Source organism: Limosilactobacillus secundus (assembly GCF_020784695.1).
GTDB lineage: Bacteria > Bacillota > Bacilli > Lactobacillales > Lactobacillaceae > Limosilactobacillus > Limosilactobacillus reuteri_F.
Genome location: NZ_JAJGUA010000022.1, coordinates 60,246 through 74,833, shown reverse-complemented (window position 1 = coordinate 74,833; position 14,588 = coordinate 60,246). Strand labels below are relative to the sequence as shown.

Here is a 14,588-nt window from a genome sequence, read left to right as displayed (position 1 = left end):
TTTCTATGCGCGAGGATGATATTTCATATAGTTAGCAGATAACTGTTGCGGCGATACCTGTAAATATGGTTGGAGAGCTTTCATCGCGTTATAACCAAGAATTTCTTGAATTAGTTGAACATCGGCACCATTTTCTATTAAATGAACCGCAAAAGAATAACGCATGGTTTGCGGAGTAACTTCTTTTTTAATTTTAGCCTCGCTGACCCATTCCTTCATTTTTTTCCAAATTCCTTGGCGCGTTAAAGGATAACCATGAGCATTTAAGAACACCCGCGTTTCGTGATTATCTCTGAGCAAACGTGGCCGACCACGGTCTAGGTAACCGGTAAGCCACTTGACTGCTGGTTGACTTAAGGGAATCATCCGCTCGCGTTCATTCTTTCCCGTTAGTTGTAGAAGCTTAACGTCGAGATGAAGTGCTGTCAGATCCAAAGCAATTACTTCACTAACTCTCATTCCCGTTGCATCCATAATCTCTAATAATGCTCGATCACGAAGGCCAATTGGGGTTGAAATATCAGGGACTGCCAGCAGTTGTTCAATTTCTTTTTCAGTTAAAATTACCGGTGCAGGTGGTTGGTTAAAGGTATACTGATGATCAATCATTTCCATTGGATTAATGGTTAGGTTATGGTGACGGATCATGTATTTATAAAATTGCCGCAAACTTGAAATCACACGGTTAATTGTCGAATTAGCTTTCCCCTGCTGACGAAGACTATTAAGGAGGTCAATTAGCAAATAGTGGTCCACCTGTTGCCAATCAGCTATCCCTCGATCTTCTAAATAAGTTACAGTTTGTTCTAAGTCCCGTTGATAACTCATCAAGGTATTATCGCTTAATTGTCGTTCATCTTTTAAAAAAGCTAGAAACGCAGCCACTTCACTATTCATTAATCTTGATTCTCTTTTACTAGGACTAATTGACCATTTTCTTGTTTTACTAATTTTTCTTTAAGCAAATGCCCAATAGCACGTTTAAACTGTCCCTTGCTTATTCCAAAGACATCGCGAATAATCGATGGATCTGTCTTATCAGTATATGGCAAGCGATGATTTATATCATGTTCCAACATTGTCAAAATCATTTGTGCATCTTCACCAATGGCTTGATAGGCACGAGGCTTAAGGGAGAGATTAAGACTACCATGTGATGAGATTCCAATAACCCGCGCTTTAACCCGTTGACCTAATCGTGGTTCCTGGTCTCGTTCACTTGGATGGATGAATCCTAAACGATAATCATCAGTAATCACAAAGGTTCCACTCATCTTAAGGCGGTAAACTGTGGCATAAGTATCATGGTTGAGCAAGCGTTTATCTGGAGCTGCTGAAATAGTTTGATAGATTTGGTCATCTGCTAATTTACCCCATAGACGGTCCTTATCATCAACTTGAAGGGACATTAATAAACGGTCACCTGGTTGTGGCCATAAGTGTTTCAAGCTTGGTAAATCATCTAAAGAGACGACAATATCCTTATTTGGAAGACCGATATCAACAAAAACTCCTAAATCACGACGAACATTAACTACTGTACCATAATCGTAATGGTCAACCTGGATCGTTGGAATGTGCTTACAGGTCATCTGTAGTTGGTGGTTCTCATTTTCATAAACAAAGCCGCGTACCTGTCCACCAATATGTAATTCTTGAGGACTTTCGCTTTTCGGTAATCGATACGTTTGCCCATTACGATCTGGTTGAACAAAATAATCGGTATCATTTTCATCAATCATTACCGCTGTAACAACTTTTCCTAATGCTGAATTCATTTTTATCACTTATCCTTTTTTATTCTATATCGATTTTACACGGTAAAGGCTTATTTTGCTAGTAAGATCAATGATTATCATTGTACAAAAAAAGATCGGTTACTAATACCGATCTTTTCGCAGACAATATTATAAATATATTAGTCGATAGTCTTAACACGCATCATGTTAGTTGCACCTGGTACACCTAAAGGAACACCAGCAACGATGATGATCTTGTCGCCCTTCTTAGCAAAGCCAAGTTCAACAGCCTTCTTAGCAGCTAAGTCGAACATTGTATCAGTGTTCTTCATTTCATCAACAACGTATGGTTGAACACCCCAGTTGATCATAAGTCCACGTTCTACACGTTCATTTGGAGTTAACGCAACGATATCAGCATTTGGACGGTACTTAGAAATCATCTTAGCAGTGTAGCCTGAAGCAGTGTAAGCAACAATTGTGTGAATGTCTAAGTCTTTAGCTGCGTTAGCAACAGCAGAACCGATAGTTTCAGTTACGTCAGACTTGTCCCAATCGAACTTTTCAGTACCGAATTCCCAAAGGTGGTTTTCAGCCTTGATATCAATGTCGTTCATCATTGCAACAGATTCAACTGGGTAGTCACCGTTAGCACTTTCACCAGAAAGCATAGTAGCATCAGTACCGTCAAATACGGCGTTAGCAACGTCTGATACTTCGGCACGGGTTGGACGTGGGTTTTCTTGCATTGAGTCAAGCATTTGGGTAGCAGTAATAACTGGCTTACCTAATTCGTTACAACGCTTGATCATGTGCTTTTGAACAATTGGCACATTTTGGGCAGGAATTTCAACACCCATGTCACCACGAGGTACCATTAAACCATCAGAAACAGCAATGATTTCTTCAAAGTTGTCGATACCTTCTTGAGATTCAATCTTAGGGAAAATTTGAACATCTTCCATGTTCTTTTCCTTAAGTAATTCGCGAATGTCAAGAACATCTTGAGCCTTACGAACGAAGGATGCAGCAATGTAGTTAATCTTGTTTTCCAAACCAAAACGAATATCGCTGCTGTCCTTTTCAGTAATACCTGGTAAGTTGATTGATACACCAGGGGCGTTAACACCCTTCCGAGAACCAAGAACACCATGGTTTAAGACGTGACATACAAGTTCCTTGTTTGCATCGTCTTTTTCATCAATAACCATGTCAATTAAACCATCATCAAAAAGAACATGGCCACCAACATGAGTATCATCGTATAAGCCTGGGTAGGTAACAGCAATCTTGTCATGAGTACCTTCAATTGAAGGATCCATTGAAATGCGAACCTTGTCGCCAATTTCAAAGTTGATCTTACCTTCTTTTTGAACAGTAGTCCGAATTTCGGCACCCTTAGTATCAAGCATAAGACCAACGTGCTTGCCAGTAATTTCTTCAGCCTTGTGTACGTTTTCGATCCGACCCAAGTGTTCTGGGTGGTCACCGTGTGAGAAGTTGAAACGGAAAATGTTAGCTCCCGCATTGATCAACTTAACGATCGTATCAACATCAGTACTTGCAGGACCAAGTGTACTTACAATCTTGGTTTTCTTCATAAATGAATCTCTCCTTTTGCATCTATAGCATCAATTACAATCTGTAATTGTATGCCTCATTTGCACACTGTTATGATAGCACTTTTCAAATAACGTGTCTTTATTTTTTATACAAAAGGTTTTAAAAAAGCGCTATCATTCTAAAATTAGTTATTTTTTCTAACTGTTATTTAATTTTATAGCTTTCAGTGATTACTATTAAGCTGTTGTAAGACAACGTTTTCTTGGCCAAGAACGGCGACAAGCGCCTTTTTTGCTTTCTGAGAATTTTTTAACCATCGTTTTTGGTCAAGCAGGATCTTCTTATCGTTTGCTGGATAAAACAACAAGACAGGAATTGAACCATGGTATTCATTAAAAACATTATTTAACTCTCGATGCACCATCTCAGTGTCTAATGACGGTAAGATTCGTAAAACCCATCGTTGCTTGCGGCGTTTCTGTTGAACTTTTTTAACATCCTGCAATTGGTTAGCAACTAATTGTAGGCCTCGTCCCTCACGGTATTCTACTCGGCCCCGGACAATTAAGACCTTATTTGTTTCTAGTTGCTCTTTGAACTGCTGATATTGTTTTGGAAAGACGGTAATATCAACTGCTCCGGTCTCATCCGTTCCATTAACAAAGGCCATTTCTCGATGTTCACGTTTAGTATAAATAGTCTTAATGTGATTTGTAAGAACAATTATTGTCGCTTCTGAATTCGGATATAAATCATCAATTTTAGTGGCATGAAGTTGCTGGCCTAATTGATAATATTGAGTAACTGGGTGGCCAGAAAGATATACTCCTAAGTATTCATTTTCCTTAGTTAGACGGGTCAATAGAGGAAATTCGTTTCGTTGATCGATTGCCGTTTGGAGTGCCGGATCGGCAAAATTAGCAAAACCAAACAACTCAATTCCTGAAATTAATTTAGGAAGGGCATCAATCATCTCTGCTCGGTTGTAGCCCATATTATCAAAGGCACCACTATAGATTAATGGTTCAATTAATTCTTGTTTTTGCCAGCGCTCTGGAATACGCGTAATAAAATTACGAAGATCTGTAAACTTGCCATTTTCCTGTCGTTCTTTAAGAATTGTGGCGATAAAATCACGACGTACTCCTTTGATAGCAGAAAAACCAAAGTAAACTATTTCATCATGTAGTAGAAAACTACCCTCACTTATATTGATTCGCGGACCACTAATTTTGACGCCAAATTGCTTTGCATCCCCCACGTGACGTTTCAATTTCTCAATATTAGTTTCTGCATTCATTAGGGCAGTAAAAAAAGCTGCAGGGTAATGGACTTTCAAATATGCCATCTCAAACGCCATCATAGAATAAGCAACTGCATGTGAGCGATTGAACCCATAATTAGCAAAGCGATCAATATATTCAAATACTTGGTGAGCGACTTGTGCTGAATAGCCGTGTTCTGTTGCACCAGCAATAAATTTTGTTCGCATATCCTCCATTGCGGCCTTTTTCTTCTTACTCATTGCCCGGCGTAAAAGATCCGCCTCTCCTAAGGTAAAACCAGCCATTACAGAAGCCAACTGCATTACCTGCTCTTGATAGACCAAAATACCGTAAGTTGATCCCAGAATTTTTTCAAGTGAAGGAGCAGGATAAGTAATTTTCTCTTTTCCAACTTTGCGGGCGGTAAAATGAGGAATATTTTCCATTGGGCCTGGACGATAAAGTGCATTCACTGCCACAATATCTTCAAAATTCGTTGGATGAAGATTAATCAAGACATGTCTGATCCCACTTGATTCAAATTGAAAAATCCCTTCAGTTTTTCCTCGCTGGAACAGTTGAAGAGTCAATGAATCATTAAAGTTAATTTTTTGCAAATCAAAATTAGGGTCTTCTTGCCGAATCATTTGAAGGGTATTGTCCATGATTGAGAGGTTCTTCAATCCCAAGAAATCCATTTTTAATAGCCCCAACGCTTCTACTGTGTCTTTGGCAAACTGCGTCATTAATAAGCCATCACTACCATCTTGTAACGGCACAACTTCATGCAATGGCTGCTCAGAAAGAACAATTCCTGCCGCGTGAATTGAATAATGACGCGGCAACCCCTCTAATTGCTGGGCAACTTGAATCAGCAAACGAAATTTAGGATTATCGTTAAGAAGATTTTTTAGTTGTTGCGACTCATTTAATGCATCCTTGAGTGTCACGTGAAGGCCATGCGGTAATGCATCGATTAACCTTTGCATATCGTAACGGGGCAAGCTAAAGACCCGACTCACATCACGAACGACTTGCTTAGCAGCTAACGTTCCAAAAGTAATAATTTGGGCTACGCGTTGGTGTCCATATTTTTGATGTACATATTGCAAGACTTCATCACGCCGATTATCAGGAATATCTAAGTCAATATCGGGCATTTGAGCTCGTTCTGGATTCAGAAAACGTTCAAATAATAAGTTGTATTGCAAAGGATCAACTTCTGTAATTGCTAAAGCATAGGCAACTAATGATCCCGCAGCTGATCCCCTTCCAGGGTCAGTCGTAATCTTTTGCTGGTGAGCAAAATTCATTACATCCCATACAATTAAGAAATAATCATCAAAGCCCATTTCGTGGATTACTTTTAATTCCATCGCTAAACGTTCCTGATACTGTTGAATGGTTTTTCCCGGTGCTACTTGTCTTTTTTTCAATCCTTGAATACATAGAGAACGCAAATATTGTTGCGATGATATCCCTGCTTGATTTTTAAAATGAGGAAGGACCGGGGCCCTAAATTGAAGTTCAACGTTGCACCGGGTTGCCACTTCAACTGTCTTTTGCGCGGCTGCACGAAGCCCTTTCGCCTTATAATCTTGGACAACCTGTTCTTTTGAATGGAGATAATGTTGTCCTCTTCGCTCCGCTTCTATCGTCGGATCTTTCAACTCAACTCCGGCATCAATTGCTTGTAAAACACGACTAGCAAAAAGATCGTTGGCGTTTAAATAATCAACTGGAGACGTTCCTACTAATGGTAAAGATAATTGTTCTGATAATTGTTGCAAGGTATCTATTTGAACGGCATCTAACCGCGAATTGACTCCTAACAAAACGCTATCATTATCCCCCAAATTAGCAAGTTCAGTTAAAATTGATGTTGGCTGAGCAAGGATACTAAAAACTGTACTTTGTGGAGGAATAATTATAAATAATTCACCCAGTAAAGGACTAATTTGCGCAATCGTTAAAGGTACTTTTTTATCTTTTCGCGTTTGCTGAAGCGTCGATAGATCCATCAGATGCTGGTACCCTCGTTGATTCTTAGCTAGAAACACTAAATTTAACTTGGTACCATCTATCTCATTTAATGCAACTACCAGCCGCAAGCCGAGAATGGGTTTAATTCCTGCTTTTTTTGCTGCATTATAAAATTCGACAGTCCCATATAAAACATTTTCATCTGTTAATGCTAATGCCTTATACCCGCGTTCCTTAGCTGTTGTAACTAGGTCAGAAATCCGGGTTGGACTTTTTAACAAGCTATAACTACTCTTAACATCTAAGGGCGTAAAATCCACTTCATTTCACCTCTCAATAAAATTATATCAAATCAAACTAAATAGAGAAATTAGCCCAACCCTTTCAAAAGTATTAATAAATATGCTAGAATATGGTATGACTTCAAAGGGGATGACCAACATGAACTTTTTATCAAAGAATATTGTGGCTGGTATTTGGGCACTTATTCTGGGTGAGGTCCTAGCTTACATCACAGGTCAACTAGAATCGATGACACCAGACTATACCCTTGTCGGCTGGTGTTCTGTAATTATGGGATTAGTCGTTATCAATTGTGTGGACAAAATTACCGCAGATGCAAATCCTAGCAAAAATGAAGATTAATTAAAAAGGATTGAGTCCAAAACGGCTCGATCCTTTTTAATTTATTTAGGCTTCTTCCGCAGTCAACCGCACAATCTCAAGCAGGGTGTCCAATGCCCGCTCCATCGTTTGCAGTGATACATATTCAAAACGCGAGTGCATATTTTCTCCACCAGCAAAAAGATTAGGAGTTGGTAAGCCCTTGTAAGAAATTGTTGAACCATCTGTCCCGCCACGAACTGGATAGATATCAGGTTTAATGTCCAGATTTTCCATAGCTTTCTTTGCAATTTCAACAACTTCCATGTGATCCTTAAGCGCATCTTTTAAGTTGTAATATTGGTCATAAAGATTCATCGTTACTAGATCTGCACCAAGTTCATCATTTAAGCCAGCAACAATCCGTTCAAGTAAATGCTTCCGCTCAATAAATATTTGCTTATCATGATCGCGAATTAAATAAGTCATTGAAGCATGATCAACAGTTCCATCAAACTTATATAAGTGATAGAATCCTTGCCGTTCATCTGTCCGTTCTGCTCGATCATGGGCTGGCAAACTATTTTGCAAGTCAATTGCAACCTGAATAGCATTGATCATCGTTCCTTTGGCAACCCCAGTGTGAACATCTTTTCCTTGAATCTCAATTTCCGCCTGAGCTGCATTAAATGTTTCATATTCCAATTCGCCAAGTGGGCCACCATCAACCGTATAGGCAAAATCGGCCCCAAAATCTTTAACATCAAAATGATCAGCCCCGGTACCGATTTCCTCATCAGGTCCTAAGCCAATCTTAATGGTTCCGTGCTTGATTTCAGGGTGAGCCATCAGGTAAGCAGCCATTGTAACAATCTCCGCTACTCCTGACTTGTCATCAGCCCCAAGCAAAGTAGAGCCATCAGTAGTAATCAAAGTATTGCCCTGATATTTTTTCAATGATGGAAATTCGGTAGTAGTTAAGATATATTGCCCATCTTTATCAAGCTTAATATCTGACTTGCCATCGTAATCTTCGACAATCTGTGGATTAACATTATGAGCATTAAAATCTGCAGTGTCGATATGGGCAATGAAACCAACTGTTGGCACATCTCGGTCAAGATTACTTGGAATTGTGGCGACCAAATATGAACTTTGTGGATTAATATGAACATCACTCAACCCTAGAGATATCAATTCATCTTTTAATTCATTTAAAAATGCAGTTTCCTTAGGATCAGAAGGAATTGTTTTTGAATCTGGATTTGACCTGGTCTCAGTTTTAACATACTTCAAAAAACGTGGTAATAATCCCTCATACTTTTCCTCACTCATAATTAGCATCCTCCTTATCTAAAAAACTATTTACTAATAAAAGTAAATGGCTCTGTATTAACTCTGCTCTCTAGCACTTCAAACTGCCAATTATTTTCATCTTTCCACTGAGTAATTAAATTAGCAAGCTGATGAGCGGCTACCACTTCAATATGATGTCCAGGATCAATAACAACAAGGTGATTAGCAATCATATCATGCGCAAAGTGGTAACTTACATCGCCTGTGACATAAGCATCTGCGCCAGCTTCAAGAGCTTGTTGATAAAAATCTTGACCAGCACCACCAAGTACTGCAACACGTTTAATCTCTCTCTTTTGGTCAAGCGGGTTGACAATTAACCGTAATCCCTGTACATCAAAAACATCCATACAATATTCTGCAAATTTTTGCGGCGTTAATGGTTCAGCCAGTTCACCAACCCGTCCCATTCCAACTGGTTTACCACTTATCGGATCATTTCCTGCCGATACTAACGGTACAGTATTAGTTAGATGGAGTTGATCTGCTAACCAGTCATTCATTCCGCCATTAGCAGTATCCAAATTAGTATGAGCTGCATAAACAGTAATATTATTCGCCAAAAGTTTAGCGTACATTGCATTTTGCGGATCCCGCGTATCTAGATCTTTTGCTGGGTGAAACATAATGGGATGATGAGTAAAAATAAAATCAACATTTTGCTCAACTGCTTCATCAACCACTTCTGGGCGAACATCAAGGGTTGTCATTAGTCGAGTAATTGGGAGATCTGGATTGCCAATTTGCAAGCCGACATGATCCCATTTTTCTGCTAGTTGCGGATTAGCAAATTTTTCAAAACGCGCAATTAATTGGTTACCGGTTGTCATCGGCGATCGCTTCCTTTACTTGTGATAAAAACTGATTTATTTCATTAATCTTTTTTACTGGTGGCTGTTGAGCCTTTTGCATCTGATCAATAACATGGGCTTCACGTTGAAGGTATTCTTGCCATTTCTTCTTAAAAATAGGCCCTTTATTTTCCAACAAAAATGGCCCAAAATCAAGCTCATACTTGCTGTATTTAAATGGGACAACTGATGGCTCCGCAACGATAATTTCATAAATATGATTGTCTTCTTCAATTATTTTCTCTGTCATTATTTGATAACGATTATTCATTAACCATTCACGCAACTGACTTTCACCCACATTCGGTTGAAGGACAAGTCGCTTAATTCCTGTTAGCTTACTCTTGCCCTTCTCTAAAATGGAAGCAATTAAACTTCCACCCATTCCAGCAATCGTAATTGTATCAACTTTATCTGCTGGTTCAATCGCTGCTAAGCCGTCTGCCAATCTTGGGATAACTTGACCTTCTAATTGGTGATCTTTTATTTCATGAACAGCATTTTCATAAGGCCCCCTTACTACTTCGCCAGCAATTGCAAAATCAATTTTACCATCTAACACTAATGCGGCTGGTAAATATGCATGGTCAGAACCAATATCGGCAACCCGTGCACCTGATGGAACTAGAGAAGCAACACATGCTAGCCGTGTTGATAAGTGCTTTTCATCCACAAAAATCATTCCTTTATCTATTTAATAAACTAATTATAACAAAAAGAGGAAGTAAGGTAGCACCCACTTAGGAGTCCCATTCCTACTTCCCTATTAATTTACACAAGATGGTCTAAAAATTCACCAATCCGTTTAATTGCTTCTGTTAGGTTTTCATCAGAGGAGGCATATGACAGGCGAACATAACCATCGCCACCTTTACCAAAGGCACTGCCTGGCGTTACCCCAACTTTTGCTTCTTTAGCAAGCTGTTTTGCAAAGGCAACATCGTCAGTTCCGAATTGGGCTGGAATCTTAGCAAAAAGGTAAAAGGCCCCTTCAGGAGTTAACATTTCAAAGCCTAATTTCTTAAGACCGGCAACGAGTAAATCACGGCGATGCTGGTAAATTTTGCGAAATTCTAATGGATCATCCAAGCCATTTGTCAGTGCTTCAGCCGCTGCAACTTGAACGTTATTAGTTACTGTTGTGACTAAGAAAGCATGCATCTTTGAAATATTAGCCATAATTTTAGCTGGAGCAGCAACATATCCTAAACGGTAACCAGTCATTGCGTGAGATTTTGAAAGTCCAGAGATGAAAATCGTCCGCTCCGGAATCATGGTAGCAATTGAATAGTGCTCTACCCCATAGACTAATTCGCTATAGATTTCATCAGCAATCGCATATAAATGATGCTTCTTAATTACTTCAGCTAATCCTGCTAGAACTTCCTGAGGATATTCACGACCAGTTGGGTTGCTTGGGTAGTTAAGAATAACGGCTTTGACGCCTTTCCCCTCTTCTTCAAGGACTTCTTCAAGTTTTTCTGGAGTCAAAACAAAATTATCTGCTGAAGTATCAACCTGAACAACCGTTGCTCCTGTCATTTCAATCAATGGGAAATATAGGGAGAAAATCGGGGTAGGAACCACAACTTTATCTCCAGTATTAAGAATTGCAAATAAGGTTGCATCAAGGGCCTCAGTTGCTCCCACGGTCGCAATTATTTCAGTTTGCGGGTCATAGTGCACATCACGAGTATTCTGAATATAATCACTGATTGCTTCAAGTAATTCCGGCTTTCCCATTTGGGGAGCATAGTGAGAATCATCTTCCTCAATACTTCTAATGGCTGCTTGCTTAACGTGTTCAGGAGTTGCCATGTCTGGTTCTCCTAATGTTAATTTAATAATTCCTGGAATCTTTGAAACTTCTTTATTGAATGCACGAATACCTGATGGTTGTAATGCATCCAACTTATGACTAACAGTTCCATATAAATCAGCAGATAACTCTGGCATTGTTCGATCTCTCCTCGATTTTTATTTATAATAGTTTTTAAAAACGCTTTATAAAAATTTTACCCGAACAATAGAATGTTTTCAATATAAAAATAAGATTTCTCTCATTTATTTTAAATAAAATTAAAAAGCAGCTTAAGATAATTAATTAACTTAGGCTACTTTTTTAGTGTAAATCCGTCTTTTTTACGTATATATTTAAATGAAGAATCTTTTTATTCTAAGAAATCTTTTAATTGCTTAGAACGTGATGGATGGCGTAATTTCCGGAGTGCCTTGGCTTCAATTTGACGAATCCGTTCCCGCGTTACCCCGAAGACTTTTCCGACTTCTTCAAGCGTTCGTGTTCGACCATCATCTAAGCCAAAACGAAGCCGGAGAACGTTCTCTTCACGATCAGTTAATGTATCAAGAACATTTTCAAGCTGTTTTTTCATCATTTCATAAGCAGCATGGTCGGCTGGGCTTGTTGCATCCTGGTCTTCAATAAAGTCCCCTAAATGAGAATCATCCTCTTCACCAATAGGCGTTTCAAGAGAAACTGGTTCTTGGGCAATTTTAAGAATATTCCTCACTTTCTCAGTTGGCATATCCATTTCTGCACCAATTTCTTCTGGTAACGGTTCACGGCCTAAATCTTGAAGTAATTGTCGTTGAATTCGGATCAATTTGTTAATGGTTTCAACCATATGAACCGGAATCCGAATTGTCCGTGCTTGATCAGCAATTGCCCGCGTAATAGCTTGCCGAATCCACCAGGTAGCATAAGTAGAGAACTTAAATCCTCGCCGGTAATCGAATTTTTCAACAGCTTTCATAAGTCCCATGTTACCTTCTTGAATTAAATCAAGGAACTGCATTCCACGGCCAACATAACGCTTTGCAATTGAAACAACTAATCGCAAGTTTGCTTCAGCTAGTTCTTGTTTAGCTACTTCATCACCTTTTTCAATCCGTAAAGCAAGCTGAACTTCTTCATCAGCTGTCAAAAGATTTACACGACCAATTTCCTTCAAGTACATCCGCACAGGATCATTAATTTTAACCCCGGTTGGTGCTGATGTATCCTTCATGGCAGATTGTGATAATTTTTCAGTAGCTTTTAAAGCACGAGGATCTGGATCTCCATTTTCATCGACAACACTAATTCCGGCATCTTCAATATTTTGAAGTAAATTATCAATCCCGTCAGCGTTCAATTCAAATGGTTTAGCAATTTTAGTAGTTAATTCATCGTATTCAATCTGCTTTTGCTTCTTGTAATTACGAATTAACTTACCAACTGCGGTGTCATATTCTTGTTGGTCAAAATCGGCGCTGTTAGAAATAACAATGTCTTTTTTCTTACTTTTTGCCATATTAATTAGTCTCCTCCGTTTTTAAGCGTTGCTGCTGTTTTAATAATTTTACCAGTTCAATTGTTAATTGCGTAGCCAATTCTGTATTATGCAACGAATTAGCTTCTTTTAACTGGGCTTGTTTATCTGCAATTTGCGCAGCTAACGGCGTTTGTTCCATGATCATATAGATGCAATCATCAATTGCTCGCATATCAACTTCTCGATCAACGTTTAAATTTTCAATTTGCCCTAGAGTACCTTGTAGACTACTTTCATCTAAATAATCGAGAAAGTCAGCAGTTGAATACGATCCGTTTTCAGAAAAATAACTTGCGGCTAATAAATACAAGGTTTGATATTTCTCATGTGCAAAATGAAAATTGTGATCTGCTGTCACATGCATCCATACTTCACGATCATATAGCATATACCTTAGTAAGATCTGTTCCGCTAATTCAGTCCTACTAAGTTTAATTTTTTGATGTTCTTCCTCACTAGTTTGTTGAAAGTGCTGATGACGAGCTGGTGAAGGCTGTTGCTTAATCCATGACTGATTATGAATTCCTAGTTGTTGTCGCAATTGATCTAACTGTGTCTTTAAGGTTTGCCGATCTAACTTGAACTCACCTGCCAACCGTTGCAAGTACATATCTTCTTCTAAGGGAGCTTGAACCCGCGCAATTACCTTCAATGCTTGGTTAAGATATTGCATTAGTTCATTCTGATTATCTAAATCTTTCCCATTTCTTAAAAAGCGCAGGTAAAATTCTGTCGTTGTTTCTTCCTTATTCGTAAGATAGGCATTGAATTGCTGTGGACCATACTTTTGAACATATTCATCTGGATCAATCCCAGCCGGTAATTGAACAACCTTCACCTGCAACTGATTAGGGCGATGATCATTAACAAGGCTAATTGCACGATCAATTGCATTTTGTCCTGGTTGATCTCCATCGTAACAAATGTCTAATTGCTTAGTAGCTCGACCAATAATTGCTACTTGCTCTTCGGTAAAACTGGTTCCCATTGAAGCAATTCCATTTTCGACCCCAGCATCAAAGGCAGAGATCACATCCATAAATCCCTCAAATAAGTATAACCGGCCATCTTTACGAGCCGCTTTTCGTGCAACGTCAAAATTAAATAAGGTTCGTCGTTTATTGAAAATCGGTGTCTCAGGACTATTTAAATACTTGGGTAAATTTGTTTTACTAGTATCAATTAACCGTCCAGAAAAAGCAATCACCTGACCTTGACCATTTTTTATCGGATACATTATCCGTTGAATAAACCGATCTCGCAACTCTCCTTGTTGGTCTTCACTAAAAAGTCCACTTTTTCTTAGTAATTGATAATCAACCTTTTGCTGCTGAAAGAATGGCTTCAAAATTCGCTGATCAGGAGCATATCCTAAGCCGAATTGTTCAATCAGCTCTTCACTCATTCCCCGTTTTTTTAAATAATTAAGTGCACCTTGCCCAGCCGGTGTATTTACCAATATATGGTGATAAAGTTTAGCTGCTTTATCATGAAGGTCAAACAGTTGTCGATTCTCGTTATTTAATGGTTTAGTCGGAATGCTAACATATTGTTCCGGAATCTTAATATTACTATCGTTAGCGATCTCTTTAACCGCATCTACAAAATCAATCTGCTTTAGCTCCATTAAAAATTGAAATACATTTCCACTCCGGTGACAGCCAAAACAATAGAAAAACTGCTTTTCTTCATTCACTGAAAAAGATGGCGTCTTTTCATCATGAAAGGGACATAACCCAATTAAATTTTTTCCAGCCTGATGCAATTGGACATAACGCCCAATTACATCCCCAATATCAACTGAATTTCGTATTTCATCAATCACATCACGCGGTATCTTTGCCATTGATCCACCTCATTTAGTAAGCGAATAGCAACGAAATGAAAGGTCGC

11 protein-coding genes are annotated in these 14,588 nt (G+C 38.8%); 1 reads left to right on the top strand and 10 read right to left on the bottom strand.

Annotated features, from left to right (window positions below):
• Positions 1-3: 3 nt before the first annotated feature.
• The 4 genes from LMB57_RS00875 to dnaE form a co-directional block, all read right to left on the bottom strand.
• On the bottom strand, positions 4-897 hold the full coding sequence (locus LMB57_RS00875) for a tyrosine-type recombinase/integrase (RefSeq protein ID WP_229272141.1): 894 nt from the start codon (positions 895-897) through the stop codon (positions 4-6).
• Complete coding sequence (locus LMB57_RS00870; RefSeq protein ID WP_229272142.1) at positions 897-1,778, bottom strand: CvfB family protein; 882 nt, start codon at positions 1,776-1,778, stop codon at positions 897-899. The genes LMB57_RS00875 and LMB57_RS00870 overlap by 1 nt, the downstream gene beginning before the upstream one ends.
• A gap of 140 nt (positions 1,779-1,918) precedes the next feature.
• Entirely contained in the window at positions 1,919-3,340 is a 1,422-nt protein-coding gene (pyk, locus tag LMB57_RS00865; RefSeq protein ID WP_003665875.1) for a pyruvate kinase, read from the bottom strand.
• 185 nt (positions 3,341-3,525) lie between these two features.
• Complete coding sequence (gene dnaE / locus LMB57_RS00860; RefSeq protein WP_229272143.1) at positions 3,526-6,870, bottom strand: DNA polymerase III subunit alpha; 3,345 nt, start codon at positions 6,868-6,870, stop codon at positions 3,526-3,528.
• A gap of 82 nt (positions 6,871-6,952) precedes the next feature.
• On the opposite strand from dnaE, the gene LMB57_RS00855 reads away from it, so the two are divergent.
• On the top strand, positions 6,953-7,195 hold the full coding sequence (locus tag LMB57_RS00855; protein WP_113896521.1) for a YjzD family protein: 243 nt from the start codon (positions 6,953-6,955) through the stop codon (positions 7,193-7,195).
• Between the two features lie 45 nt (positions 7,196-7,240).
• Here LMB57_RS00855 and pepT read toward each other — a convergent pair whose 3' ends face one another.
• The 6 genes from pepT to dnaG form a co-directional block, all read right to left on the bottom strand.
• Positions 7,241-8,488, bottom strand: coding sequence for a peptidase T (gene pepT, locus LMB57_RS00850; RefSeq protein ID WP_229272144.1), 1,248 nt, complete (start codon positions 8,486-8,488; stop codon positions 7,241-7,243).
• 26 nt (positions 8,489-8,514) lie between these two features.
• The gene (locus LMB57_RS00845) at positions 8,515-9,339 is read right to left on the bottom strand and encodes a Nif3-like dinuclear metal center hexameric protein (RefSeq protein WP_229272145.1); all 825 of its coding nucleotides are present in this window, start codon (positions 9,337-9,339) and stop codon (positions 8,515-8,517) included.
• Positions 9,326-10,033: a tRNA (adenine(22)-N(1))-methyltransferase gene (locus LMB57_RS00840; protein ID WP_324255213.1), complete on the bottom strand. Its 708-nt coding sequence runs from the start codon at positions 10,031-10,033 to the stop codon at positions 9,326-9,328. The genes LMB57_RS00845 and LMB57_RS00840 overlap by 14 nt, the downstream gene beginning before the upstream one ends.
• A gap of 98 nt (positions 10,034-10,131) precedes the next feature.
• Complete coding sequence (locus LMB57_RS00835; RefSeq protein WP_229272147.1) at positions 10,132-11,316, bottom strand: aminotransferase class I/II-fold pyridoxal phosphate-dependent enzyme; 1,185 nt, start codon at positions 11,314-11,316, stop codon at positions 10,132-10,134.
• A 215-nt stretch (positions 11,317-11,531) separates the two neighbouring features.
• On the bottom strand, positions 11,532-12,674 hold the full coding sequence (gene rpoD / locus LMB57_RS00830; protein WP_003665864.1) for an RNA polymerase sigma factor RpoD: 1,143 nt from the start codon (positions 12,672-12,674) through the stop codon (positions 11,532-11,534).
• Position 12,675: 1 nt separating this feature from the next.
• Positions 12,676-14,541 carry a DNA primase gene (gene dnaG / locus LMB57_RS00825; protein ID WP_229272148.1) on the bottom strand — a complete coding sequence of 622 codons (1,866 nt, stop codon included), beginning with the start codon at positions 14,539-14,541 and terminating at the stop codon, positions 12,676-12,678.
• Positions 14,542-14,588 lie beyond the last annotated feature (47 nt).

Bases quoted from the DNA above. Each gene is read 5' to 3' on its own strand.
- LMB57_RS00835 (WP_229272147.1), bottom strand. From the start codon at position 11,316: ATGCCAGAGTTATCTGCTGATTTATATGGAACTGTTAGTCATAAGTTG.
- pepT (WP_229272144.1), bottom strand. From the start codon at position 8,488: ATGAGTGAGGAAAAGTATGAGGGATTATTACCACGTTTTTTGAAGTAT.
- LMB57_RS00845 (WP_229272145.1), bottom strand. From the start codon at position 9,339: ATGACAACCGGTAACCAATTAATTGCGCGTTTTGAAAAATTTGCTAAT.
- rpoD (WP_003665864.1), bottom strand. From the start codon at position 12,674: ATGGCAAAAAGTAAGAAAAAAGACATTGTTATTTCTAACAGCGCCGAT.
- pyk (WP_003665875.1), bottom strand. From the start codon at position 3,340: ATGAAGAAAACCAAGATTGTAAGTACACTTGGTCCTGCAAGTACTGAT.
- LMB57_RS00875 (WP_229272141.1), bottom strand. From the start codon at position 897: ATGAATAGTGAAGTGGCTGCGTTTCTAGCTTTTTTAAAAGATGAACGA.
- LMB57_RS00870 (WP_229272142.1), bottom strand. From the start codon at position 1,778: ATGAATTCAGCATTAGGAAAAGTTGTTACAGCGGTAATGATTGATGAA.
- LMB57_RS00855 (WP_113896521.1), top strand. From the start codon at position 6,953: ATGCTAGAATATGGTATGACTTCAAAGGGGATGACCAACATGAACTTT.
- dnaG (WP_229272148.1), bottom strand. From the start codon at position 14,541: ATGGCAAAGATACCGCGTGATGTGATTGATGAAATACGAAATTCAGTT.